The 24,936-nt window shown below is 41.4% G+C and carries 24 protein-coding genes; 22 read left to right on the top strand and 2 right to left on the bottom strand.

Annotated elements, in window-relative coordinates; all coding sequences use genetic code 11:
• Nucleotides 1-41: 41 nt before the first annotated feature.
• The gene (locus DW152_RS13765) at nt 42-398 is read right to left on the bottom strand and encodes a putative ABC transporter permease (RefSeq protein ID WP_334294206.1); all 357 of its coding nucleotides are present in this window, start codon (nt 396-398) and stop codon (nt 42-44) included.
• 118 nt (nt 399-516) lie between these two features.
• Here DW152_RS13765 and pheA point away from each other — a divergent pair, with 118 nt between their 5' ends.
• The 3 genes from pheA (at nt 517) to DW152_RS10250 (ending at nt 4,353) form a co-directional block, all read left to right on the top strand.
• Nucleotides 517-1,647, top strand: coding sequence for a prephenate dehydratase (gene pheA, locus DW152_RS10260; RefSeq protein ID WP_118288553.1), 1,131 nt, complete (start codon nt 517-519; stop codon nt 1,645-1,647).
• 86 nt (nt 1,648-1,733) lie between these two features.
• Nucleotides 1,734-3,023 carry an ATP-binding protein gene (locus DW152_RS10255; protein WP_118288552.1) on the top strand — a complete coding sequence of 430 codons (1,290 nt, stop codon included), beginning with the start codon at nt 1,734-1,736 and terminating at the stop codon, nt 3,021-3,023.
• A 1-nt stretch (nt 3,024) separates the two neighbouring features.
• Nucleotides 3,025-4,353, top strand: coding sequence for an MATE family efflux transporter (locus DW152_RS10250; protein ID WP_118288551.1), 1,329 nt, complete (start codon nt 3,025-3,027; stop codon nt 4,351-4,353).
• Between the two features lie 70 nt (nt 4,354-4,423).
• Here DW152_RS10250 and DW152_RS10245 read toward each other — a convergent pair whose 3' ends face one another.
• Nucleotides 4,424-6,163 carry an Rqc2 family fibronectin-binding protein gene (locus tag DW152_RS10245; RefSeq protein WP_118288550.1) on the bottom strand — a complete coding sequence of 580 codons (1,740 nt, stop codon included), beginning with the start codon at nt 6,161-6,163 and terminating at the stop codon, nt 4,424-4,426.
• A gap of 144 nt (nt 6,164-6,307) precedes the next feature.
• Between DW152_RS10245 and DW152_RS10240 the strand changes: the two genes are divergently transcribed.
• The 19 genes from DW152_RS10240 (at nt 6,308) to ilvC (ending at nt 24,818) form a co-directional block, all read left to right on the top strand.
• Nucleotides 6,308-7,189, top strand: coding sequence for a YicC/YloC family endoribonuclease (locus DW152_RS10240; protein ID WP_021860663.1), 882 nt, complete (start codon nt 6,308-6,310; stop codon nt 7,187-7,189).
• Between the two features lie 19 nt (nt 7,190-7,208).
• The gene (gene gmk, locus DW152_RS10235) at nt 7,209-7,829 is read left to right on the top strand and encodes a guanylate kinase (protein ID WP_021860662.1); all 621 of its coding nucleotides are present in this window, start codon (nt 7,209-7,211) and stop codon (nt 7,827-7,829) included.
• A gap of 3 nt (nt 7,830-7,832) precedes the next feature.
• Nucleotides 7,833-8,075, top strand: coding sequence for a DNA-directed RNA polymerase subunit omega (gene rpoZ / locus DW152_RS10230; protein ID WP_021860661.1), 243 nt, complete (start codon nt 7,833-7,835; stop codon nt 8,073-8,075).
• 100 nt (nt 8,076-8,175) lie between these two features.
• A complete protein-coding gene (gene rimO, locus DW152_RS10225; protein WP_118288549.1) occupies nt 8,176-9,498 on the top strand; it encodes a 30S ribosomal protein S12 methylthiotransferase RimO in 1,323 nt (440 codons plus the stop codon).
• A complete protein-coding gene (gene pgsA / locus DW152_RS10220) occupies nt 9,498-10,040 on the top strand; it encodes a CDP-diacylglycerol--glycerol-3-phosphate 3-phosphatidyltransferase (RefSeq protein WP_021860659.1) in 543 nt (180 codons plus the stop codon). Before rimO ends, pgsA begins: the two co-directional genes overlap by 1 nt.
• A 1-nt stretch (nt 10,041) precedes the next feature.
• Complete coding sequence (locus tag DW152_RS10215) at nt 10,042-11,289, top strand: competence/damage-inducible protein A (RefSeq protein WP_021860658.1); 1,248 nt, start codon at nt 10,042-10,044, stop codon at nt 11,287-11,289.
• Nucleotides 11,290-11,296: 7 nt separating this feature from the next.
• A complete protein-coding gene (locus DW152_RS10210) occupies nt 11,297-12,922 on the top strand; it encodes a GNAT family N-acetyltransferase (protein ID WP_118288548.1) in 1,626 nt (541 codons plus the stop codon).
• 154 nt (nt 12,923-13,076) lie between these two features.
• Nucleotides 13,077-13,769, top strand: coding sequence for an iron-sulfur cluster assembly scaffold protein (locus DW152_RS10205; protein WP_021860656.1), 693 nt, complete (start codon nt 13,077-13,079; stop codon nt 13,767-13,769).
• A 55-nt stretch (nt 13,770-13,824) separates the two neighbouring features.
• Nucleotides 13,825-14,835, top strand: a complete 1,011-nt coding sequence (locus tag DW152_RS10200) for a GGGtGRT protein (RefSeq protein ID WP_117537308.1) — start codon at nt 13,825-13,827, stop codon at nt 14,833-14,835.
• A 206-nt stretch (nt 14,836-15,041) separates the two neighbouring features.
• Nucleotides 15,042-16,088, top strand: coding sequence for a family 43 glycosylhydrolase (locus DW152_RS10190; protein WP_118288547.1), 1,047 nt, complete (start codon nt 15,042-15,044; stop codon nt 16,086-16,088).
• A 328-nt stretch (nt 16,089-16,416) separates the two neighbouring features.
• Nucleotides 16,417-16,608 carry a hypothetical protein gene (locus tag DW152_RS13495; RefSeq protein ID WP_021860651.1) on the top strand — a complete coding sequence of 64 codons (192 nt, stop codon included), beginning with the start codon at nt 16,417-16,419 and terminating at the stop codon, nt 16,606-16,608.
• Nucleotides 16,602-17,195 carry a coiled-coil domain-containing protein gene (locus tag DW152_RS10185; RefSeq protein WP_243059910.1) on the top strand — a complete coding sequence of 198 codons (594 nt, stop codon included), beginning with the start codon at nt 16,602-16,604 and terminating at the stop codon, nt 17,193-17,195. The genes DW152_RS13495 and DW152_RS10185 overlap by 7 nt, the downstream gene beginning before the upstream one ends.
• 4 nt (nt 17,196-17,199) lie before the next feature.
• On the top strand, nt 17,200-17,973 hold the full coding sequence (locus DW152_RS10180; protein ID WP_117537304.1) for a LytR/AlgR family response regulator transcription factor: 774 nt from the start codon (nt 17,200-17,202) through the stop codon (nt 17,971-17,973).
• Complete coding sequence (locus tag DW152_RS10175) at nt 17,963-19,267, top strand: sensor histidine kinase (RefSeq protein WP_117537303.1); 1,305 nt, start codon at nt 17,963-17,965, stop codon at nt 19,265-19,267. The genes DW152_RS10180 and DW152_RS10175 overlap by 11 nt, the downstream gene beginning before the upstream one ends.
• An 87-nt stretch (nt 19,268-19,354) precedes the next feature.
• Nucleotides 19,355-21,367 (top strand): ABC transporter permease, encoded by a 2,013-nt coding sequence (locus DW152_RS10170; RefSeq protein WP_117537302.1) that lies wholly within the window; start codon nt 19,355-19,357, stop codon nt 21,365-21,367.
• Entirely contained in the window at nt 21,364-22,116 is a 753-nt protein-coding gene (locus DW152_RS10165; RefSeq protein ID WP_021860646.1) for an ABC transporter ATP-binding protein, read from the top strand. The genes DW152_RS10170 and DW152_RS10165 overlap by 4 nt, the downstream gene beginning before the upstream one ends.
• A gap of 50 nt (nt 22,117-22,166) precedes the next feature.
• Nucleotides 22,167-23,048 carry a radical SAM protein gene (locus DW152_RS10160; RefSeq protein ID WP_021860645.1) on the top strand — a complete coding sequence of 294 codons (882 nt, stop codon included), beginning with the start codon at nt 22,167-22,169 and terminating at the stop codon, nt 23,046-23,048.
• A 127-nt stretch (nt 23,049-23,175) separates the two neighbouring features.
• Nucleotides 23,176-23,706, top strand: a complete 531-nt coding sequence (gene ilvN / locus DW152_RS10155; RefSeq protein ID WP_021860644.1) for an acetolactate synthase small subunit — start codon at nt 23,176-23,178, stop codon at nt 23,704-23,706.
• A gap of 92 nt (nt 23,707-23,798) precedes the next feature.
• Nucleotides 23,799-24,818 carry a ketol-acid reductoisomerase gene (gene ilvC / locus DW152_RS10150; protein WP_117537301.1) on the top strand — a complete coding sequence of 340 codons (1,020 nt, stop codon included), beginning with the start codon at nt 23,799-23,801 and terminating at the stop codon, nt 24,816-24,818.
• Nucleotides 24,819-24,936 lie beyond the last annotated feature (118 nt).

Genomic DNA, 24,936 nt, shown 5'->3' with positions numbered 1-24,936 from the left:
TGAAAATCTTTCATATATCATATAATAAATAAAAAGGTTTTTCAATGTCTGCAGAGAATTTTTTCAAAGAACAATCCGGTGAAAAACCATAACGGTGCATAGTCCAGCCGGATTAGTCCGCGGATCTGGAAGCGTGCATGGCTGTAATTCCACGGACATGCATGGAAGTGCCTGAGGAGGCTTCCGGTCGTATATTCTGTAAAGAAAATACAGACAGTGTAAAAGCACCCACGTACAAAGGCAGGAAAATGCTGGATCCGTCGACAGATAGGAGAGAACAGGCATGCCATTCCGTAGATGGGGAACATCCAGATGGAAGTGTGTCCGGTTAATGTGTGATTGTCTTTTTTCAGGGAACGAAGACCGGTATAGAGAATTTCGATACACCAGCCGAACATTCCGCATTGGAGAAATTTTCGCTTCATGGAAGATAGTATAAGAAGGAAATGTAGATTTTATACGCAAAATGTATTATAATAATTGACGGTTTATGTAAAAAAGCGAGGAGAACAGACGATGGCATCATTAGAAGAATTGAGATTGCAGTTAGATGAGATAGATGATCAGATGGTCAGCCTGTACGAAGAACGTATGAAAGTATGTGCACAGGTCGGCGAGTATAAGATCAAGAATGGGAAGAAGGTTCTGGACCGTCAGAGAGAAAAGAATAAATTACAGGCAGTGTCAGAGAAAGCTTCTTCTGAATTTAATAAAAAAGGTGTACGTGAATTGTATGAGCAGTTAATGTCCATGAGCCGTAAATTACAGTACCAGCAGCTTGTAAAGGCAGGAGCACTTGGGAGACTTCCGTTTATTGAGATGGAATCCCTGGATGCGAAAAATGCAAGAATCGTATTTCCGGGAACAGAAGGTGCATACAGTCAGGCAGCTACAAAAGATTATTTTGGTGAAAATTGCAATAGTTTTTATGTGCGGACATTCCGTGAAGCAATGGAAGCGATCGAAGATGGGGCAGCAGATTATGCCGTGCTGCCAATTGAGAATTCAACAGCCGGCTCCGTAGATGAGATGTACGATCTGCTGGTTGAGTTTGAAAATTATATCGTAGGTGAGACAATCATTCCGATCATTCATACACTGTCCGGAGTTCCGGGAGCAAAACTTACAGATATTGAACGTGTGTATTCCAAAGGCGTTGCGTTGATGCAGGCATCACATTTTCTGGATGACCACAGCGACTGGCAGCAGATCAGTGTGGCGAATACAGCGATTGCGGCGCGTAAGATACGGGATGACAAAGATCAGGCACAGGCAGCTGTATGCAGTGCTTATGCGGCAGAGGTACATGGATTAGAAATATTAGAAGAGAATATCAATGATGATCAGACAAACTGTACACGCTTTATTGTGGTTACAAACCAGAAAGTATTTTTAAAGCACGCACAGAAGATCAGCATCTGCCTGGAACTGCCACATGAGAGCGGTTCGCTGTACAGACTATTGTCGCATTTCATTTACAATGATCTGAATATGACACGGATTGAATCCCGTCCGATTGAGGGAAAAAACTGGGAGTATCGTTTCTTTATTGATTTTGAAGGAAATATGGCAGATCCGGCTGTGAAAAATGCAATCCGCGGACTGAGAGAGGAAAGCCGCAATATGAGGATTCTTGGAAATTATTAGATTCAGTATATATAATTTTTGCGATGTACAGGATTGTAAGAGCGAATAAAAGTGTAAGTGACAGGAGATAAGCAAGGAGCAAGAAGATGAGAACAAAAGAATTAATGCTTTACAAACATATGGAAGACGGTCAGATCCTGACGGATATGACGTTCCTGATGGAAAACTATGATAACGATTATTATAATACAGAAGATATGAAAGGTCTGCTGTTTGAGCAGATGAATGACATTTTAGAACTGTCAGCGAGTCATGGATTTGAAGGAAATCTGTGGCATACATATCTTACATATCTTCTGGCAAGCCATGAAAATGCATACAGTACTTCCTGTGAGATTACAGGAGCAATCGATGGAAGTCTGAACCAGGTTGCGCTGCATGATTTTGAGATATTCAAAGAATTATTTGATTATGATTTTAGAAAAATGGAAGAGGCATTTGGCGTGGATTGTATATCCATGATCAAAGAATATGCAGGAGACAGCAGTCACGGTAATGTATTTAACAAGCGTATCCGTGACCGTATCTGTGATCTGGCAAAGAGCCTCGCAGAAGCAGAAGACGCACAGGACTTCAAAGAAAAAATAACAGGATTTTATAAGGAATTCGGCGTTGGAAAACTGGGACTTCACAAAGCATTCCGGATTGAGCATACAGATGAGAGTGCACAGATCGTGCCGATCACCAAGATTGCACATGTACACCTGGATGATCTGGTTGGATATGAGATTGCAAAGAAGAAGCTGATTGATAATACGAAGGCATTCGTAGAAGGAAAACGTGCAAATAACTGTTTGTTATTCGGAGATGCAGGAACCGGTAAATCCACATCCATCAAGGCAATCCTGAATCAGTATTATGATCAGGGATTGCGTATGATTGAAGTGTACAAGCATCAGTTCCAGGATTTGAATGACGTGATCGCACAGATCAAAAACCGGAATTATAAATTTATCATTTACATGGATGATCTTTCTTTTGAAGAATTTGAAATTGAGTACAAATATCTGAAAGCGGTCATTGAAGGCGGTCTGGAGAAGAAACCGGATAATATTCTGATCTATGCAACATCGAACCGCAGACATCTGATCCGTGAAACATTCAAGGACAAAGAAGACAGAGACGAAGAGCTTCATACAAATGATACCGTGCAGGAAAAATTATCGCTGGTTGCCCGTTTTGGCGTTACGATTTACTTTGGAAAACCGGCGAAGAAGGAATTTCAGGAGATCGTACTTGCTCTTGCAGAAAAGAATGGCATAGATATACCGGAAGATGAACTGCTTCTGGAAGCAAATAAGTGGGAATTAAGCCACGGCGGCTTATCCGGACGGACAGCACAGCAGTTTATTGACTATCTCCTGGGGACAAGATAACATGCAAAAAGATCTGACACATGGAAATGTACAAAGAACGATGCTTGTATTTGCAGGACCGATGATTGTCGGAAATCTTCTGCAACAATGTTACAACATTGCGGATACATGGGTAGTCGGACAATTTCTGGGAGCGGGAGCGCTGGCGGCAGTCGGGGCGGCATATACGCTTATGACATTTCTGACATCTGTCTTGATCGGACTGTGTATGGGGAGCGGCAGCGTTTTTTCCTTTTACTATGGAAAAGGAGATAAAAGAAAGATGCAGGAATCGATTCTTGCGTCTTTTCTCTTTATCGGAATCATTTCTGTGATTGTAAATATTGCTGTATTTGCAGGAATGGACCTGATTCTTAAGCTGATGCGGATACCGGAAGATATCTATACATATATGAAAAAATATGTATGGGTGATCTTCTGGGGAATCTTCTTTGTATTTTTGTATAATTTTTTTGCGTATTTGCTGAGAGCAGTTGGAAATTCGGTAACGCCGCTTCTTTTTCTGGCAATCGCATCTATGCTGAATATTATTCTTGATCTTTTGCTTGTTGTGAAATGGAAAATGGGAGTTGGAGGAGCTGCGTGGGCGACCGTGATTGCGCAGATCATATCGGGAGTCGGAATCGGCTACTATCTTTGGAAGAAGGAGCCGGAGCTACGCTTCATAGGAAATGGCATTTCATTGAAGGAGGCATGTTCAAAAGAAGTACTGCCGGAAGTGGTACGGTTTTCGCTAGCCGCAAGTGTGCAGCAGTCGGTGATGAATTTCGGTATCCTGATGATCCAGGGACTGATCAACAGTTTTGGAACTGCGGTAATGGCAGCTTATGCAGCAGCAGTGAAGATTGATTCCTTTGCCTACATGCCGGCACAGGAGTTCAGCAATTCGTTCTCTATCTTTACATCGCAGAATTATGGCGCAAAAGATGAAAAACGAGTGAAAGAAGGCGTGCGGGCAGCAGTGAAAACATCTCTTATCTTCTGTGGAATTGTATCTGTGCTGATCTTTTTGTTTGCAAGACCGCTGATGCTGATCTTTGTGAAAGCAACCGAAGTGAAAGTATTGCAGATTGGTGTACAGTATTTGCGGATTGAAGGCGCATTTTACTGTGGAATCGGACTTCTGTTTCTTCTGTATGCTTATTACCGTGGAACTGGAAAACCGGAAATGTCGGTTGTGCTGACTGTGATTTCTCTTGGAACACGGGTGTTGCTTGCGTATACACTGGCACCATTACTGGGAGTGCGGATGATCTGGTGGGCAATTGCAATCGGATGGTTTCTTGCTGATATAACGGGAGTTTTATATATGAAGAAAAAGAAGATATGAGTTTTTTCACACAGGACGGGATAATATAGAAAACATTATGATAGATATGACAGAAAAAGTCGTGCGGGAATTAATCCTGCACGGCTTTTATATTGCTGATATCAGAGTCGATCATGAGAGAGTAGTTGGTGTAATAAACTACAAATCCCGGTCTGGCCCCATTTGGTTTTTTTACATGTTTTTTCTCTACATAATCAATCTCAACTTTATCGCTGCCACGGCTCTTGGAATAGTATGCAGCAAGTCTTCCGGCTTCTTCAAAAGTACGATCCGGAAGTTCATCCCCATTCGTTTTGACGATGACATGGGAACCCGGAGCACCTTTTGCGTGGAACCACCAGTCACCGCCATTTGCGAAAGAGAAGGTCAGTTCATCGTTCTGCAGATTGTTTTTGCCGACGTAGATGTGATAACCATCGGAAGAGATATAGTGCATTGGTTTGTTTTTTAATTTCACTTTCTTTTTCGTATATTTTCGGCGGACATAACCGCTTTCGATCAGTTCTTCCTTAATTTGTGCCAGATCTGCTTCGCTTCGGGCAATATCCAGAGCGTTGCTAATCGATTCCAGATAGTGGATATCGTCACCAGTTTCTGTGAGAAGTTTTGACAGTGCTTCAAAAGTACGTTTCTGCTTATTATAACGTGCAAAATACTTCTGGGAATTCTCCTGTGGTGTTTTGACCGGATCAAGCGGAATAGTGATCTCTTTGCCGGTGTAATAGTTAAGTGCTGTCAGTTCTTTTGTACCCGGTGCAAGATTGTATCCATAGGTATTGATCAGTTCTCCGTAAACTTTGTATTTTTCCCGGTTTTCAGTATCTTTTAACTGCTTTTTCTGCAGGTCGTATTTCTTACGTGCACGTTCTAATGCAGTCTGGACAACGTGACGCAGGTCTGCACTTTTCTGTCGGATTCTTGTCAGCGTGTTCTTCGTTGCATAGTAAGTATGGAGTACTTCGCTGATTGAATCGTATTCCTGCTTTGTAAAAGTATCAAAATGTGATAACAGAAGTGCAGAAAATTCTTTTGGCGTTTCACCATCTGTGTAGATGACCGGGTGAAAATTCCCTGCTTTTACATCTTCTATATAATAAGAAAACTGACGATACAGATGGAACAGAAGATCGTCTTCGTATTCTTTTGGCGTTATACCGGAATCCATGCCGGCAAGAAAGCAGATGTCTTCTGCGATTACCGGGCTGATACCTGTGAAACTTGTATAGATCGCTTTGCCCAGCGGGCATGGTTTTTCTTTTAATGTGAAAATAAAAGTATCAGCATCTACCGTCAGAGGGTTTTTTTTACCCATTGTATCCGGAATAAAATACGGTCTGCCCGGCAATACTTCACGTACAGAACTCATCTGTGCGGAGATGTGCTTGATACTGTCGATGATCCGTCCGTCTGCATCGCAGAAAATAATATTGCTGTGTTTGCCCATAATCTCAACAACCAGTGTCTTCCGGCAGAGATCACCTAAATCGTCCAGATGCTCGATCTGGATCTGTATAATCCGTTCCAGTCCCGGCTGTGTGATCCTGGTAATGCGTCCGTTTCCGATATGTTTGCGCAGAAGCATGCAGAAATTCGGCGCATTCATCGGACTTGGCTTATTTACATTTGTCAGATAAATAAGCGGTAAAGATGCACTGGCTGAGATATATAGGCGCTTTTGCCCTTGTGGTGTCTTTATTGTAAAGAGAAGCTCATCGGTTTCCGGCTGTGCGATCTTGGCAATCCGCCCGCCGGAGAGCTGCTCGGTAAGTTCTTTTGTAACTGCTGCAACAGTTGTTCCGTCAAATGCCATAAAAATAGCTCCTTTCTGTCTGATTTCGGGCTCATTTGTATAGTATATCATAGTTGACTCTGTTTTCCAAATGGCTTATAATGGACGATGGAAAACGGTCTGTAATATGTAGAGCGTTAATAAAACAGAAACGAGGTTTCTATTATGATAAAGAGTATGACGGGATTCGGACGTTGTGAAGTGACCGACGGAGAACGTAAATTTACAGTTGAGATGAAAAGCGTGAACCATCGATATCTGGATGCCAATATCCGTATGCCGAAGAAATTAAATTTTTTCGAGACATCTATCCGTAATCATTTAAAAAAAAGTGTGCACAGAGGAAAAGTCGATATATTTATCACTTATGAGGATTCTTCAGAGGGACAGGTTGTATTGAAATATAATGAGGCACTGGCAACTGAGTATCTGTCTTATTTTAAACAGATGGAAGAGAAATTCTCACTGGAGAATGACATCCGTGTATCTGCGCTTTCACGTTATCCGGAAGTCATTACGATGGAAGAGCAGGCTGTTGACGAAGAGGAACTGTGGAAGGGACTTAAGAAGGCACTGGACGGTGCTGTGAAGCAGTTTGTTGAGACGAGAACGCTGGAGGGAGAGAATCTTAAGAAAGATCTGATCGAAAAACTGGATCATCTGCTGACACTGGTTGAACAGATTGAAGAGCGTTCCCCGAAGATTATTGCGGAGTATCGTGAGAAGTTGGAAAATAAAGTAAAAGAACTTCTCGAAGATACACAGATTGAGGAGAGCAGGATCGCAGCGGAAGTTGTGATCTTCGCAGATAAGATTTGTACCGATGAAGAAGTGGTACGCTTGAGAAGTCATGTTGTACATATGAAAGAGACTCTGGAATCAGAAGACAGTGGAATCGGACGTAAGCTGGATTTCATTGCGCAGGAGATGAACAGGGAAGCGAATACAATCCTGTCAAAGGCGAATGATCTGGAGATTTCCAATATCGGAATCGAATTGAAGACAGAGATTGAAAAAGTCAGAGAACAGATTCAGAATATCGAATAAGAAGTGTGAGGAAGAGCAAATGAAAGAGAGAGGAATACTCATTGTTGTTTCCGGATTTTCCGGCTCCGGTAAAGGAACTTTAATGAAAGAACTGCTGAAGCAGTATGATAATTATGCTTTATCTGTATCAGCAACGACGAGAACTCCGAGACCTGGAGAGGTAGACGGACGGGAATATTTCTTCCATGAGATCGAAGAATTTGAAAAAATGATTGCGAAAGATGAACTGATAGAGTATGCTAAATACGTGGAGAATTACTATGGTACACCGCGTGCATACGTGGAAGAACAGTTAGAAGCAGGGAAAGATGTGATTCTTGAGATAGAAATCCAGGGTGCATTAAAAGTGAAAGAAAAGTTCCCGGAGACATTATTACTGTTCGTAACTCCGCCGAGTGCAGCAGAGCTTCGCAGACGTCTGGAAGGACGTGGCACAGAGACACAGGATGTGATCGAGAGCCGTTTAAGCAGAGCCGCACAGGAAGCGGAAGGCATGGATGCATACGATTATCTGATCATCAATGACGATCTTCAGGAATGCGTGCAGCAGATGCATGAGATCATTCAGGGAGAGCATAGAAGAAGTTTCAGAAATCACACATTTATTGAACATATGAAAGAAGAGTTGAAAGGAGAATAGTGTATGTTACACCCATCTTACACAGATTTAATGAAAGTGGTAAACAAAGACGTCGAGGAAGGCGAGACAAAGGTTGTCAACAGCCGATACTCTATCGTTATGGCAACAGCAAAAAGAGCCAGAGAGATCATCGATGGTTCTATGCCGTTAGTAGATACAAAGCCGGGAGAGAAGCCACTTTCTATCGCAATTGACGAGCTGAATCAGGCGAAGATTACAATTGCAGCAGAAGACGAGGAAGAATAGAGTCTGACAGGTAATGTATGTAAGGCAGATGCCAGATGGTATCTGCCTTTCTTCTGATAGAAGGATAAATTCTGATAAAAGAGTAAGAGGAGACGTAAGAATGAATATATTATTTATCTCACTGGGCTGTGATAAGAATCTGGTAGATTCTGAGGTTATGCTGGGCCTCCTGGATGCAAAAGGATATCAGATTGTAGATGATGAGACACAGGCAGATATCATTGTGATCAACACATGCTGTTTTGTGCACGATGCAAAAGAAGAGAGTATACAGACGATTCTGGAGATGGCAGAATATAAGACGGAAGGGCGACTGAAAGCACTGATTGTAACCGGATGCCTGGCACAGAGATATCGTCAGGAGATCATTGATGAGATTCCGGAAGTTGATGCGGTTCTTGGAACAACAGCCTATGATAAGATTGTAGAAGCAGTGGAAGAAGCACTGGCGGGTGCCGGACATGTAGAACTTGAAAATGTGAATGCACTTCCGCTTGTCGATACAAAGCGTCTGGTGACAACCGGTGGACATTATGCTTATATGAAGATTGCAGAAGGCTGTGATAAGCACTGTACTTACTGTATCATTCCGAAGCTTCGTGGAAATTACCGCAGTGTTCCGATGGAGCGGCTGATACAGGAAGCAAAAGATCTGGCTGAACAGGGCGTAAAAGAACTGATCCTTGTGGCACAGGAGACAACGTTATATGGAAAAGACATTTACGGAGAAAAATCTCTGCATAAGCTTTTACGTGAATTGTGCAAGGTAGATGGAATTCGATGGATCCGTATTCTGTACTGTTATCCCGAAGAGATTGATGATAATCTCATCCAGGTTATGAAAGAAGAAAAGAAGCTCTGTCATTATCTGGATCTGCCGATTCAGCATGCTAACGATGAAATCTTAAAGCGCATGGGAAGAAGAACTTCCAAAGCACAGTTAGAAGAAATCATTGGAAAATTAAAACGGGAAATTCCGGACATCACACTTCGCACAACACTGATCACTGGTTTCCCGGGAGAAACAGAAGAGCAGCACGAAGAGCTGAAAGCGTTTGTAGACGAGATGGAATTTGACCGGCTCGGCGTATTCACATATTCGCCGGAGGAAGACACACCGGCGGCAGAGATGCCGGATCAGATACCGGAAGAAGTCAAAGAAGACAGACAGGCTGAGATCATGGAGTTGCAGCAGGAGATTGCATTTGCACAGGCAGAAGATATGATCGGTGAAGAAGTGCTTGTCATGATCGAGGGAAAAGTTGCAGATGAGAATGCATATGTCGGACGTACTTACAAAGATGCGCCGGGCGTTGACGGATTGATTTTTATTAATACAGATGAAGAACTGATATCGGGAGATTTCGCAAGAGTGAAAGTGACCGGTGCAGTAGAATATGATTTGATAGGAGAGTTGTTGTAATGAATTTACCAAATAAGCTGACAGTATTACGAATTATCATGGTACCTTTCTTTGTTTTTTTTATGTTGACGGACGCAGGCGGTGCAGCTAATAAATGGATCGCGCTTGTTATTTTCTGCGTGGCAAGTCTTACAGATATGCTGGACGGTAAGATTGCTAGAGCAAGAGGTCTGGTTACAAACTTTGGAAAATTCATGGATCCTCTTGCAGATAAGTTGCTTGTATGTTCTGCAATGATCTGTCTCATTCCGCTTGGCAAGCTGACGGCATGGTTTGTAATCGTTATTATCGCAAGAGAATTTATTATCAGCGGATTCCGTCTTGTAGCTTCTGACAATGGCATTGTCATTGCGGCAAGTTACTGGGGAAAGTTTAAGACCGTTTCACAGATGTTTATGGTGATCGTGATGATCATGGATCTGGGCGGGGTATTTGATGTGATCGGAACAGTCCTGATGTGGGCAGCACTGATTCTGACCATTGTTTCTTTAATTGATTATATTGCGAAAAATGTTGAGGTTCTTACGCAGGGAGGAATGTAAAGTGACAGTTGAATTTATCTCTGTCGGAACAGAGATTCTGCTTGGAAATATCGTAAATACAAATGCAGCATATCTGTCTGAAAAGTGTGCAGGTCTGGGCCTTTCTTGCTATCACCAGAGTGTTGTCGGGGACAATGAGAAGAGACTGGAAGATGCGCTTCGTCTGGCACTGTCAAGAAGTGATATTGTGATTCTTGGCGGTGGACTTGGTCCTACAAAGGATGACCTGACAAAAGAAGTGACAGCAAAAGTATTTGGAAAAGAACTGTACGAAGATGCACGTACAAGAGCCCGAATCGAAGATTATTTTGCACGGGTACACAACCGCAATATTACAGCAAATAACTGGAAACAGGCAATGGTTCCGGAAGGCGCGGTTGTTGTTGATAATGACAATGGAACGGCTCCCGGACTGATACTGGAAGAAAACGACAAGACAGCGATTTTGCTTCCAGGTCCTCCTAATGAACTGAAACCAATGTTTGAGTCAAAGATTGCTCCATATCTGAATGGCTTACAACCGGAAGGTATTTATTCTAAAATGGTGAAGATCTGCTCTATGGGAGAAAGCAGAGTAGAGACGGTTATTACGGATCTTCTGGAGACACAGACCAATCCGACACTTGCGCCTTATGCAAAGACAGGAGAAGTACATCTCCGTGTGACAGCCAGAGCAAAGAGTGAAGAAGAGGCAGATGCTTTAATGAAGCCGATGATGGATGAGCTGTTCCACAGATTCGGAGATAAAATCTACACAACCGAAGAAGATGTGACGCTGGAAGATGCAGTTGTGGAACTTCTGAAAGGGAAGAAGATGACAGTGACAACCGCAGAGTCCTGTACGGCTGGTCTGCTCGCAGGACGGATCATGAATGTTGCAGGCGCATCGGAAGTGTATGAAGAAGGCTATATTACTTATGCCAATCGTGCAAAGAGCAAACTGCTTGGTGTAAAAGAAGAGACACTGGAAGCATACGGCGCAGTAAGCGAACAGACTGCCAGAGAGATGGCAGAAGGTGCAGCAAAAGCAGCCGGAGCAGATGCCGCACTGGCGGTGACCGGTATTGCAGGGCCTGGGGGCGGAACCAAAGAGAAACCGGTCGGACTGGTTTATATTGGATGCTATGTAAAGGGACATACAGAAGTAAAAGAATTTCATTTTACCGGAAATCGTGCGAAAAACAGAGATTATGCCGTTGTGCGTGCTCTGACATTCCTGCGGGAGGAACTGGTAAAAGAAAGGAGTTAAATCCGAAATGAATATCAGAAAAATACAGATACAGGAACTTTTGCCGGCACTGCATCTGGCGGCAGAAGTATTTGCAGAAGATATTGCACCGGCATATACTGATGAAGGCGTCGGGCGTTTCCATGAATTTATCAGCTATGACTCTTTCCGCGAGATGTTTGAACGGCAGGAAGTGACTATATTTGGTGCGTTTGAAGGTGTGCAGATTTGTGGAATGATCGCAGTTACAAACAGCGGGCATATCAGTCTGTTCTTTGTACGAAAGGCATTTCAAAGACACGGTATCGGACGTATGCTTTATCTGGCAGCTGTTGCATTTGCGGCAAGAGAAGTGCATACTTCTAAGATTACAGTAAATGCTGCGCCACAGGCTGTAGAGACATATGAACATCTTGGAATGCACAAGGTGACAGAAGAACAGGAAAAGGATGGAATCCGTTTTGTACCGATGGAAGCGGAGCTGATGCAGAGTGCATACGGGCAGTATAGTTATCATTACGGCACCGGAAATCCGGGACAGAATACTTATGGTTACGGTGCAGGCAGTTCTTCAAGCGGCTCTTATAGTTGTGGCCCGGGACCGGAAGAAAACGGGCAGGGACCAGCAGGAACATACAGTCATCAGGTACAGATGCCACAGCGGAGATCTGCAGTACCGGTCATCGTTGGAGTTGTTGCGGCTATCATACTTTTGATCGTAGCGGTCGGCGGCGCATTTTTATTTGGAAGTTTTATCTATTATAAAGCAAAAGATGACGTAGGAATCACAGAAGATCAGCCGTATGAGGATGACGGTGACAGCTGGGATGATTCGGATGATATATACGATAATGATGAGAATAATGGAAACAGTGGTTCAGACAGCCAGAACAAGACAGACGAAAGCAGTGTGTCAGGCGTTGATAAGATAGAAGCCTATAAGGCAGATAATCTTTCTTATAAGGTGAAAAATGAGACATACAGCTTCCGTGATTCGGAAAAGACTTCTACAATCATTGATTTTAATGTTGCTTATCCACAGATCAGTGGTCTGAAAGGAAAGAATGCAGATAAAATTAATAAAACAATAAAAAACTGTGCAATGTCTACCGTGGATGAGATTTATACACATCCGGATGAGAAGATCAAGCAGAAAGTAATCGAAGCAAACACACCGGCACTGATCAGTTATGTAAAATGCAAAGTGGCCTATGCAACGAATGAGTTTATCAGTGTTGTATTTGAAGATACAAGTGCCAGAGGTGAATACAGCGAGTATCAGACAGATCTTCGTACTGTAAATATCCGTCTTCGTGACGGGAAAATTTACGAAGTCAGAGATATTGTAAAGCTGGATGACACATTTGTAGAAAACTGGGCAAAGATCATGCAGAAAGAGACCGGTGACAGCAGTTTTCTTACCGACCTTACTACGGCTGAGATGAAAAAGGCACTGGAAGGCAATGACAAAACAGGAGCTTATGTTCCAAATTTTTTTGTGAGCAAAGACGGAATCGAGATCGGATTCAATATGGGAAGCGCTTCATCCGGTAAGCAGAATACAAAATATGCATGGGTGACAGCACCGTATACATTCGACGAAATTAAGAGTTCCGTTGCAGATACAGCGTTCTGGAAGGGACTTGACAGGTAAAATGCAGAGAAAAGGCGCAGAAAGCGCCGGAATTTGATAAAAAGTGACAATTGACGAGTAAAAGAATTTATGAGAAAATAAAATCAAGTACGGCGTTAAACATATAACAATGCCTACAAGAGAAAACACACACATAGTTGAAAGGAGTTTTATAATGATTTATTCACATGAAGTAGAGATGATGTGTCCGGTAGCTCAGGGTGCAAATCACGGACCAGCTCCGATTCCGGAAGAGGCAAAATGGGTAAAGGCAAAAGAAGTTAAAGATATTTCAGGTCTGACACACGGTATTGGATGGTGTGCTCCACAGCAGGGAACCTGCAAACTGACACTGAATGTTAAAGAAGGAATTATCCAGGAAGCCCTTGTTGAGACAGTTGGATGTTCAGGTATGACACATTCTGCTGCTATGGCATCTGAGATCCTTCCGGGAAAGACTATTTTGGAAGCATTGAATACAGACCTTGTCTGTGATGCGATTAATACAGCAATGAGAGAGTTATTCCTTCAGATCGTATACGGAAGAACACAGAGTGCATTCTCTGAAGACGGACTTCCGATCGGTGCAGGACTGGAAGATCTTGGTAAGGGACTTCGTTCTCAGGTTGGAACTATGTATGGTACATTAGCAAAAGGTCCTCGTTATCTTGAGATGGCTGAAGGATATGTTACAGGTATCGCTTTAGATGACCACGATGAAATCATCGGATATCAGTTTGTAAACCTTGGTAAAATGACAGACTTCATCAAAGCAGGTGACACACCGAATGATGCATGGGAGAAAGCAAAAGGACAGTACGGACGTGTTGAAGATGCAGTTAAGATCATCGACCCACGTAAAGAATAATCGCGATAGCGTACAGGTATTACATATCAGGTAAAATTTTCAGGAGGACAATTAAATGGCTTTATTTGAATCATATGAGAGAAGAATTGATAAAATCAATGAAGTATTAAACAGCTATGGCATTGCTTCTATCGAAGAAGCAGAGAAAATCACAAAGGATGCCGGACTTGATGTATACAATCAGGTAAAAGGTATTCAGCCAATCTGTTTCGAGAATGCATGCTGGGCATACACAGTAGGTGCAGCAATCGCAATTAAAAAAGGATGTAAGACAGCAGCAGACGCAGCTGCAGCAATCGGAGAAGGACTTCAGGCATTTTGTATTCCGGGATCTGTAGCTGATCAGCGTAAAGTAGGTCTTGGACACGGTAACTTAGGAAAGATGCTTCTGGAAGAAGATACAGATTGTTTCGCATTCCTGGCAGGTCACGAATCATTCGCAGCTGCTGAAGGAGCAATCGGTATCGCTGAGAAAGCAAACAAAGTTCGTAAGAAACCTCTTCGTGTTATCTTGAACGGACTTGGAAAAGATGCTGCAAAGATCATTTCCAGAATTAACGGATTCACATATGTACAGACAGAGTATGATTATTATACAGGCGAACTGAAAGAAGTACAGAGAATCGCTTACTCTGAAGGACTTCGTTCTAAAGTTAACTGCTATGGTGCCAACGATGTTCGTGAGGGTGTTGCAATCATGCACAAAGAAGGTGTAGATGTATCTATCACAGGTAACTCTACAAACCCGACACGTTTCCAGCACCCGGTTGCAGGTACATACAAAAAAGAATGTATCGAGCAGGGTAAGAAATATTTCTCAGTTGCTTCCGGTGGTGGTACAGGACGTACACTTCACCCGGACAACATGGCAGCAGGACCGGCTTCTTACGGTATGACAGATACACTTGGACGTATGCACTCTGATGCACAGTTCGCTGGATCTTCATCTGTACCGGCTCACGTTGAGATGATGGGACTGATCGGTGCAGGTAACAACCCGATGGTTGGTATGACTGTAGCTGTAGCTGTTTCCATCGAGGAAGCTGCAAAGGCAGGTAAATTCTAAGAAACGCCCAATTTACAAGGGCTTTAGACTTAGTAGAATTGAATAAAAGCTAAGAAAAAGCGGTTGATTAGTAACTTATTAGACACTTATTAGACACTGTCTATTAGTCACTCGAGTCAGCCGCTTTATTCTAATTTCTCAAGGTCATTTCTTAGCCATTCAAGATCTCGGACAGTGTAGACTGATTCGGTGATGTCCTCAATGCTATGACCAACCATTTCTTTTATAGCATATTCATATATTTTTTCCTGGTTTTTTATATTATATATGAAGGGGACCCGAAGAATCCAATCGTAACAAGTGTTCCGGGCGAGTCGAATGAAAGACATGATCCGGATCATCTGAAACCGAAATATTTCAATCCGGACAGCGTTCTGCAGAAATCCGGTCACGGAAGTTATGTAGAAACTTCTCTTGGCGAGGTTTATCTGGTACATCTCTGTTCCAGACCGTTTGCACCGGAGCTTCGCTGCACGCTTGGAAGAGAGACGACAATACAGAAAATGGAGTGGACCGAAGACGGATGGCTTCGCATGGCGGATGGAGATAATCTGGCGAAAGAATATGTAGAAGAAAGCAAACTGCCGGAATATCCGGTTCTACAGATTTCGGATTTTGATGATTTTGACAGTGGGGAACTTGGAAATTGGTATTATGTACCACATATTATGCCACAGAGTTTTGCTGATGTAAAAGCCCGTCCGTGGTATGTGAGAATCCGCGGACAGGAGTCCAGAACATCTCTGAATAAGGTCAGTATCCTTGCGAGAAAACTGACCAGTGTCTATGCAGCGGTTACAACAAAGATGGAATACAAGCCGGAAGTATACCAGCACAGTGCTGGACTGATCATTTATTACGATAATATGAATTATATTAATCTGCGTAAATATTACAGTCAGACACTGGGTGGAAGTGCACTGTCGATCATCCAGCTTGAAAATGGAGAAAAGACAGAATATCTGGATACGAGAATTGCAGTGGAGGATGTTCCGATTTATCTGCGACTTCAGATTGAAGGAAGGCAGCTTTGGTTCGAGTGGAGTTATGACGGTGAGAATTATACAAGAATCGGAAGGACATTTGACACAACGAAGTTCTCTGATGAGTATTGTAAATATGGTGAGTTCACAGGAACATTTGTAGGTCTTACATGTGCAGACCGTGTATTGCATAAACATTATGCCGATTTTGATTTTTTCTCTTACGAGGCAGATGAAGAAAAAGGAATGCCGGCACCGGAAGAAAAATAATTGAAAATAATTTCAGGAGAGAAAGCCTGCAAAATACAACTTGTGTTTTGTGGGCTTTTCTGGTAAAGTAAACACAAGTTATATCTTATAGTTCTAAAGAGATTCTATTTGTATTAGAAAATACGAATATTCAAATGCTCCGGTTTGGAGCAAAATCCAGAAACTTTAATTTTAGAGGGAAACGATTGCTGAGTGTCATGTGAAGATGTTACGACGTCAGTTTGCCTTTGATATGTAATATTTATTTAAATACTTAATTTGATTTTTAGTAAAAAATTAGTTCGTAACAAGATGTAAAAAGTAACGATGAAAAATGCAGGAAGGTTTTATGACTGCATCAGGAAGAGGAGCGTTTGCCATGACAAACAAATTACGTCAGTATTTTCCGGTGATCCGTTCACGGGAAGAAGTAATGAAGGATATTGAGAAGGACAAACAGTTGAAGGATATGTTTTATAGCTGGAGAGAAGAAAGAAGGAAGGAATTTCTTGAAGACTTGCAGATGAAAATAGTTTGCTGATCATGGATATGGTAGTGCAGCTGGAAGAATTTAAACACTTTCCAGATACATATATACATCGGTTTGAGCAGGAGTCAGATACTGGTCTGGAAATGAATCTGCTTCAAAAATATTTATTTGTTCCGCTTGACATTTTTCAGAAGATTCAGCACAATAAAAATGGAGAAATAAAGATTGCGAATCGTCTGGAAGCGTGGCTTGCTTTCCTATGTATGGACAGACCGGAAGAGATCATCGCAATCATTGAGAAGTATCCGGATTTTAAAGATCTGTACAGTCAGATCTATGATATGTGCCGGAATATAGAAGAGGTGATGGCTATGTTTTCAAAGGAATTACTGGAGATGGATCGTAATACAGTGCAGTTAATGATTGATGACATGCAGAAGGAATTAGATGAGACGAAGGATGAGCTGGTTGGAACGAAAGGAAAACTGGATGAAGCCCAAGGACAGCTGGATGAAACGAAAGGACAGCTGGATGAAACGAAAGGACGGCTGGATGAAACGAAAGGGCAGCTGGATGAAGCCAGAAATGAGGTGGAATTGCTTCGAAGAAAGCTGGCAGAATTAGAAGGCAACAGATAAATTTATGAGAAAAACAGAAAAGAAAAGTATAGCAGTCATAGATGATGAAGTGCAGATGTTAAAGGTTATCGGAAGATATGTAACAGAGACGCTGAAACAAAAGAATATGACAGATAAGATTAATGTGCGGTTGTTTTGTATGGCAGAAGAATTTCTGGAATCTGTGAAAAAGGATGAAAAATATCTTGCCGTATTTTCTGATATCGAGATGGATACGATGAATGGAATTGAACTCGGAAAGTGGCTGAACAAGAAACGTGCACAGGAAAAGGGGGAAGCAATTCCCCTCATTTTTATTACATCACATGAAGAGTTTGCGATTGAAAGTTACCGTCTGGATGCATATCAGTATATTCTGAAAGAAGAGATGAAAGTTCGGATACCAGAAGTTTTAAGAAATATACTGCAGCAGCGGAGAGAGGAAGAAGACTCATACCGCGTGCTTGAAACGATAGAAGGTATGCAGAAAATCCGATATGGAGATATTCTTTATATTCAGAAAGCAAAAGGAAAGAAATATGTAGAGTATTACACACAGGATAAGGTTTACAGAGAACAGATCAATATGAAAACGTTGTGGGAGGAATTACAGCACAGAGATTTTGTATATGCAGACCGTAGCTGCCTTGTCAATATAGAGAAAGTCATACAGATACACGGAATGGAACTTGAACTTTCCGGCGGTGTGAGAATAAGAATTGCAAGAAGGCATCTGATGGAATTAAAAGAATGTGTCAGACAGTACTGGGAGAGGAAGAAAAGGTATCATGGGATATAGAAGCATTATTATTATACTTGCGGTTCTGGAGGCACTGATGTCTGCATATCTGATGAAACAGGGAATGCCGGCAACGGCAGGAAAAAAAGCAGACAGATTTATATATGCCGGAAGTGTGGGAACTGTGGTTTTACTTGTGGCAGGTAAAGAGTATCCGATTGGAATGTATCTGACAGTGTTCTTACTCACACTGTGCGGCTTTATCTGTGTTGCACTTGGCACAGAGGCGTACGCATTTGCATTTGGAGTACCTGCTGTTTGCTATGGTGGTTTAAGTTTTTTGGAAGTATTTATTGCATCATGGGCAGTTCTGATGCAGGGAACAAGCCAGAATCCATCCAAGATGTGGAAATTGGACATGCTGCCAAAAACAGTAAGCTGCCTGATCGCGGGTGTAATATTTCTTGGTTATGTCTGTTTTATTTGCAAAAAGAAAACCATAAAGAGAATCGCAGAGGAATATAAAGGACTGATTGTAACATTTGGAGCAGGTTTACATATTGTAATTCTGATCTATCAGTTGATGTTGATGGGTGAAGGAACCAAATGGTATTTTCAGAATATTGTGACTGCAAATGTAATAGCGCTCCTGCTGATCTGGCTGTTATGGCAGTTCAGTAAATTTATTTTCCGCTATGAAAGCCTGCAAAGAGAGAATCAGATGATTGAATTTCAAAATACGATGATGGAAAATAATTATGCAAATCTGAAAGAAGCACTGGAAGAGAACCGGAGAATCAATCATGATATGAAAAATCATCTGCTCTTATTAAAAGAATATGAGAAGAGGCAGGACTGGAAAGAACTTCGGAGTTATCTGGATAAGATTACACCGGAGTATGAATCTGTGAAGTTCTATCCATGGACGACTTGTCAGCCACTGGATCTTCTGCTGAATCTGAAGATGCATATGGCAGAAAAAAAGAAAATTGTATGGAAAATAACCGCCTGTTCACTTGAAAAATTCGTATTGGAAGAAAATGAAATCTGTATTTTATTTGGCAATCTGCTGGATAATGCGCTGGAAGCAAGTGAAAAAGTTGAAAAAGGAGAAAAATGGATAAAAACAGAAATACAGAATCCGGGAAATATGCTTTTTATAAACATTGCTAACAGTATGGAAAAACAGCCGGTGAGGGAAGGAAAAAGATGGATTTCCCAGAAAGAGAATCAAAAATTCCATGGCTACGGTCTTATAAGTGTAGAACGCATTGTTGAAAAATATGAAGGAACAATCAGATATCTGGCCACAAAGGACAGATTCGAAGTACAGGTTTCCTTTTTCATGTCCTGAAAAATACCGTTTATGGCGAGGGTATTGCCCACTTCTGTCAGTGTGCTTATTCTTAGAAAAGGATAAGTAACTGATGGAGGTGGTTTTTTGTTATATCAGATTATTTTAAAAAATTTCAAAAGCAGTTGGAAAAATTATTTTGTCTATTTTACAGGGAACATTATAGGAGTCGCAGAATTTTTTGTGTTTTTAGGCTTGTATTCTGTATCGAAAGTAATTATGAAGGATGCATCTGCAGATTTTGGAACGATACAGGATGTTATGTTTGCATGTATTCTGGTCTGCATTTTCAGTGTGGCGATTATGACATATTCTATGCAGAAATTTATGCGGTTAAGACTCAGAGAGTATCAGTTGTTTTATGTACTTGGAATGAAACGGCGTAAAATGTATGGAATGATTCTTTTTGAGTATTTTTCAGGCTGCCTGGGAACTTTATTTGCCGGAATGCTTGCAGGACGGCTTATGCTTGGAGGTGTTTTGAAAGCATGGCATTATTTTTTTCCGGAATATATACGTCGTGTTCCGATTACAGTCTCTGTCTATATGGATACATGTAAATTAAGCGTGGCAGTATTCCTTGCGGTAGCATTTTCCCTGCTTGTGTGGGCAGATAATCATGGACTGCAGGATCTGATGAATGATGGAAAGAAGAAAGAGAAAAAACCACAGAGCAGAAAGTGGCTGGTATTTACAGTAGCAGGAGTTTTGCTTATAGCGGCAGGATATTGGATCTATGCCAGATATTCATTGGATTATGGATATCTGTATTCTCATTTATTTTTGAATTTTGGAACATTTTTTGTAGTTTTATTTGGTGGAGGGATCTTGCTAGAGATACTACATAAAAGAAGAAAATTTTATCTGAAACATCTTCTCGGATTAAATGGATTGTACAGCCGATATCAAAGTAATATGTTGTTTTTCTTAATGATATTTACCGTACAGTTTGCAGCGGTTGGTTATTGCGGTGTACAGATTGCAGAGATTCTTCCAATTTCAGGGCAGGAAAAATATTTTCCGTACGATGCAGTATGGATGGGAAAAGATACAGGAGAAAATCAAAACTTTGTAAATCAGTGTGTAAAGGAATACAAAGGAAGTGTAAAAAAATTTCCAATGATCCGGGTGAGTGGTTATAGTGTTGAATTGGTTGGAATTTCAGAGAAAACATATGAGCAGTTATCCGGAAAACAGGTTCATCTTAAGAATAAAGAGATTGTATATATTCAAAATGAATACAAAACCTACAATGGGAAAAAAGTAACCATGGGAGCGATGGATTATGGACGCAAAGGATACACATGGCTGATGCCTGGGAGCTTTGATAAGGGAAAAGATGAATATGTCAGTCCGGAGTCCAATCATCCGATTGCAAGTAAAGACTGGGATCATCTGTACAGAATGAAAAGAATCGAAGCAGGAAACTGGTTCGGAAAATACAGGATCGGTGTAGAGGCAGAGAATGTTGTAGTATTTTCTGAAAATTATTTTAATAAATGGCATGAGAAATTAAAAAAAGAAAAAGAAGAACCGGATCTGTTGTATTTATTTTCATTTCCGGATCGTACAGAAAAACAGGGAACGAAAGAATTACAGAAATATGTAAATAAATATGGAAATCAGGACTATGGACTGACAGATGAAGTACAGAAAACACTTTATGTAACTGCAACGTTTGTAACAGAGCTGGAAAAAAGCCTGCTCTTTCAATTATCAAATAAAGCGTTCTTTTTTCTTGCATTGCTTGTAAGTGGAAACTTTGCGTTATTTGTAAAGACGGCATCTGAACTGCCGGATTACAGGAAACGTTATGAGTTCCTGTCATGTATGGGGATTACAAAGAAAATGAAGAAAAGAACGCTTGCATGGGAAGTAAAACTGCTGCCGGAAATTACGGCTGTTGCTGTGTTATTGCTCTCTGCCGGTTATGTAGAGATGGAAAAAATACGGGAATCTTACCTTGGCGTTGTACATGGAAAAGAAGTATGGATTTACTGGGGCTGTCTGTCAGCAGGATATATATTGCTTACAGAAGTCATGCTTGAACTATTAAAAAAATGGGTTGCAAAGAGAGTGGAGGAAGGAAATAGAAGATGAGCGTTATAAAAGTAGAAAATCTTATAAAGAATTATAAAAAATCGACATGGAAAGAAAGTGAAGAAGATGTAAAAGTGTTAAAAGGAATTTCGTTTCAGGCAGAGCAGGGTGAATTTGTCGGAATTATGGGAAAATCCGGTTGTGGAAAAACAACACTTTTAAAAAATTTGGGTATGATTGATAAGCCGACAAATGGAAAAATACAGTTTGCGGGAGAAGATACGGATTCTCTATATGGTGATAAACTGGCAGAAATAAGAAATCAGAAGATCGGATTTGTATTTCAGGACTTTTATTTGATGGACAGCCTGTCTGTGGAAGAAAATATTATGCTCCCAATGATTTTGAAGAAAAGTCCGGTGAAAGAGATGCAAAAAAAAGCAAAAAATCTGGCAGAACAATTTGAAATTGGAAAACTGCTTCAGAAAAATCCATATGAATTATCCGGTGGAGAACGTCAGAGAGTGGCAATCTGCAGGGCACTGATCAATGATCCGGAACTGATTCTTGCAGATGAACCGACAGGGAATCTCGATTCCCATTCCGGACAACTTGTTATTGACACATTAAACCGGATTCATATGGAGTATAAAAAAACGATTATTATGGTGACACATGATCCGAAAATGGCAAGCTACTGTGACAGGATTCTTCTGTTGAAAGATGGAAAGATCCTGGAAGAAATGAAAAGAGTTAAAGAACAGGAAAGATTTTATTTCAGGATTCTCGGAAAGATGGCAGATTTATAGGAAAACATGGTATAATAATAGGCATCTGCAAAAGAAAGAGAGGGATGCATATGGAATACGAAGGTCAGATCTGCCGCGCACCGATGGAGCGTTCATCTTATATGCTGCCGGTGATGGTAGGATGCTCTTATAACCGGTGCAGGTTTTGCACATTGTTCAAACATTTAAAATTCCGTAAACTTCCACTTGCCCAGGTAGAACATGATCTGATCCGTGTGAAAGAAGCCGGAGGAAAGCCCAAAGCCGTATTTTTAGGCGATGGCAATGCATTTGATCTCCCGACGGAAGAACTGGCAGAGATCCTTAAGCTTGTCAGAAAATATTTTCCGGAAGGGCCATCTGTACGCATGGATGCAACCGTTACAGGAATCCTTGCAAAGTCACCGGAAGAGTTGGAACAATTACATAGTTTGGGAGTGGAGCATCTGTATCTGGGCATTGAGAGTGGTCTGGAAGAGGTGCTTGCTTTTATGAAAAAAGATCATACGATTTCTCAGGCGGGAAAGGCAATTGCAAGAATACAGGACGTAGGTATTGTATTTGACGCACATATTATGACAGGAGTTGCAGGACATGGAAAAGGCATGGAAAATGCCAGGGCATTAGCGGCATTCTTAAATGAGACAAAGCCGGAAAGAGTGATTAATTTCTCTATGTTTTTACATACAGATGCACCGTTATATCAGGAGATTCGGAACGGCAATTTCAAACCGGCAACAGAATTGGAGAATCTGAAAGAAGAAAAGCTGTTGCTGGAAGAGTTGGAACCAATGGATCTTGCTTATGACGGGTTTCATGATTTTATTGAATTCCGTGTGCGCGGGAACTTAAAAAAAGACAAAGAAAAGATGATAAAAAAGATTGCGGATGAGATTATCAGGCAGGAGAAAAAGGAAGAAGTAATCGCTTATATTTCGGAATCGTGGTCGTAGGAGCAGATAAATAAAAAAGAAAACAAAAAAGATATTCGTATACGCTTGACAAAAGTGACAGGTATTGCTATTATATAAAAACAGAACGCACTCTGTTTTTTAAATATAACGAAAGAGAGGTGCAGTCATGCAGAGAGTTTTTTCATTATTAGTTGACAACAATCCAGGAGTTTTAAGTCGGATTTCAGGATTGTTCAGTAGAAGGGGATACAGTATTGACAGCATTACAGCAGGCGTTACCGCTGATCCAAGGTTTACAAGGATAACAATCGTATCAAGTGGTGATGAACTGATTTTATCCCAGATTGAAAAGCAGGTCAGAAAGCTGGAAGACATTATTGAGATTAAGGTTTTGGAGCCGTCAGATTCCGTTTACCGTGAACTGATTATGGTTAAGGTAAAGGCAAACAAGTCGGAGCGTTCAGAGATCATCTCAGTAGCCGATATTTTCCGTGCGAAGATCGTTGATGTGGAGAAGGATTCCCTGATGGTTGAGCTTACCGGTACACAGTCCAAACTGGATGCTTTCTTAAATCTTCTGGGAGGGTATGATATTCTGGAACTTGCAAGAACCGGAATTACAGGTCTGAACCGTGGCATGAAAGATGTAACACTCATCGATCAGGACGGCAATGTAGAGACACTCACACAGGAGTGATACTTTATGGTATTAAACGAAAGATACTTTCGTTTAATGATATATTTATAACACAATAAAAATTTATTATATTATTTAGGAGGAATGCTAAAATGGCAGCAAGAATTTTTTATCAGGAAGATTGTAATTTATCTGTATTAGACGGACAGAAGATCGCTATCATCGGTTATGGTAGCCAGGGACATGCACATGCACTGAACTTAAAAGAGTCAGGATGTGATGTTATCGTAGGACTTTATGAAGGAAGTAAATCATGGGCAAAAGCTGAAGCTCAGGGATTCAAAGTATACACAGCAGCAGAAGCAGCAAAACAGGCTGATATCATCATGATCCTGATCAACGATGAGTTACAGGCTGATATGTACAAAAAAGACATCGAGCCAAACCTTGAGGAAGGTAACATGTTAATGTTCGCTCATGGTTTCAACATTCACTTTGGATGTATCAAACCACCGAAGAATGTCGATGTAACAATGATCGCACCAAAAGCACCGGGACATACTGTAAGAAGTGAGTATCAGGCTGGTAAAGGAACTCCTTGTCTGATCGCTGTAGAGCAGGATGCTACGGGAAAAGCATGGGATCGTGCACTTGCTTATGGTCTTGCAATTGGTGGGGCAAGAGCTGGTCTTCTTGAGACTACATACAGAACAGAGACAGAGACAGACCTCTTTGGTGAGCAGGCAGTACTTTGCGGTGGTGTTTGTGCACTTATGCAGGCTGGTTTCGAGACACTTTGCGAAGCTGGATATGATCCGAGAAATGCTTACTTCGAGTGTATTCACGAGATGAAACTGATCGTAGACCTGATCTACCAGAGCGGTTTCGCAGGAATGAGATATTCTATCTCTAACACAGCTGAGTATGGTGATTACATTACAGGACCGAAGATCATCACAGAAGATACAAAGAAAGCTATGAAACAGATCCTGACAGACATCCAGGACGGAACATTTGCAAAAGAATTCTTAGTAGATATGTCACCAGCAGGACGTCAGGTACACTTCAAAGCAATGAGAAAACTTGCTTCCGAGCATCCATCAGAGAAAGTCGGAGAAGAGATCAGAAAACTGTACAGCTGGAACGGAGAAGACAAACTGATCAACAATTAATCAGTAAGTCGAAGCGTTTAAAATCTGACTGTAAAAGAAATAACGGACGGTGTAAAGTTCATCTTTACGCCGTCCTTTTTTCGTGGTAATCTGGATATAGATTTAGAAAGGAGTGGTG

Source organism: Dorea sp. AM13-35 (assembly GCF_003473885.1).
Lineage (GTDB): Bacteria > Bacillota > Clostridia > Lachnospirales > Lachnospiraceae > Dorea_D > Dorea_D hominis.
This window is presented reverse-complemented; position numbering and strand designations above follow the sequence as displayed.

Coding starts and splice junctions, on each gene's coding strand:
- DW152_RS13765 (WP_334294206.1), bottom strand. CDS start 398: ATGTTCGGCTGGTGTATCGAAATTCTCTATACCGGTCTTCGTTCCCTG.
- pheA (WP_118288553.1), top strand. CDS start 517: ATGGCATCATTAGAAGAATTGAGATTGCAGTTAGATGAGATAGATGAT.
- DW152_RS10255 (WP_118288552.1), top strand. CDS start 1,734: ATGAGAACAAAAGAATTAATGCTTTACAAACATATGGAAGACGGTCAG.
- DW152_RS10250 (WP_118288551.1), top strand. CDS start 3,025: ATGCAAAAAGATCTGACACATGGAAATGTACAAAGAACGATGCTTGTA.
- DW152_RS10245 (WP_118288550.1), bottom strand. CDS start 6,163: ATGGCATTTGACGGAACAACTGTTGCAGCAGTTACAAAAGAACTTACC.
- DW152_RS10240 (WP_021860663.1), top strand. CDS start 6,308: ATGATAAAGAGTATGACGGGATTCGGACGTTGTGAAGTGACCGACGGA.
- gmk (WP_021860662.1), top strand. CDS start 7,209: ATGAAAGAGAGAGGAATACTCATTGTTGTTTCCGGATTTTCCGGCTCC.
- rpoZ (WP_021860661.1), top strand. CDS start 7,833: ATGTTACACCCATCTTACACAGATTTAATGAAAGTGGTAAACAAAGAC.
- rimO (WP_118288549.1), top strand. CDS start 8,176: ATGAATATATTATTTATCTCACTGGGCTGTGATAAGAATCTGGTAGAT.
- pgsA (WP_021860659.1), top strand. CDS start 9,498: ATGAATTTACCAAATAAGCTGACAGTATTACGAATTATCATGGTACCT.
- DW152_RS10210 (WP_118288548.1), top strand. CDS start 11,297: ATGAATATCAGAAAAATACAGATACAGGAACTTTTGCCGGCACTGCAT.
- DW152_RS10205 (WP_021860656.1), top strand. CDS start 13,077: ATGATTTATTCACATGAAGTAGAGATGATGTGTCCGGTAGCTCAGGGT.
- DW152_RS10200 (WP_117537308.1), top strand. CDS start 13,825: ATGGCTTTATTTGAATCATATGAGAGAAGAATTGATAAAATCAATGAA.
- DW152_RS10190 (WP_118288547.1), top strand. CDS start 15,042: ATGACCAACCATTTCTTTTATAGCATATTCATATATTTTTTCCTGGTT.
- DW152_RS13495 (WP_021860651.1), top strand. CDS start 16,417: ATGACTGCATCAGGAAGAGGAGCGTTTGCCATGACAAACAAATTACGT.
- DW152_RS10180 (WP_117537304.1), top strand. CDS start 17,200: ATGAGAAAAACAGAAAAGAAAAGTATAGCAGTCATAGATGATGAAGTG.
- DW152_RS10175 (WP_117537303.1), top strand. CDS start 17,963: ATGGGATATAGAAGCATTATTATTATACTTGCGGTTCTGGAGGCACTG.
- DW152_RS10165 (WP_021860646.1), top strand. CDS start 21,364: ATGAGCGTTATAAAAGTAGAAAATCTTATAAAGAATTATAAAAAATCG.
- DW152_RS10160 (WP_021860645.1), top strand. CDS start 22,167: ATGGAATACGAAGGTCAGATCTGCCGCGCACCGATGGAGCGTTCATCT.
- ilvN (WP_021860644.1), top strand. CDS start 23,176: ATGCAGAGAGTTTTTTCATTATTAGTTGACAACAATCCAGGAGTTTTA.
- ilvC (WP_117537301.1), top strand. CDS start 23,799: ATGGCAGCAAGAATTTTTTATCAGGAAGATTGTAATTTATCTGTATTA.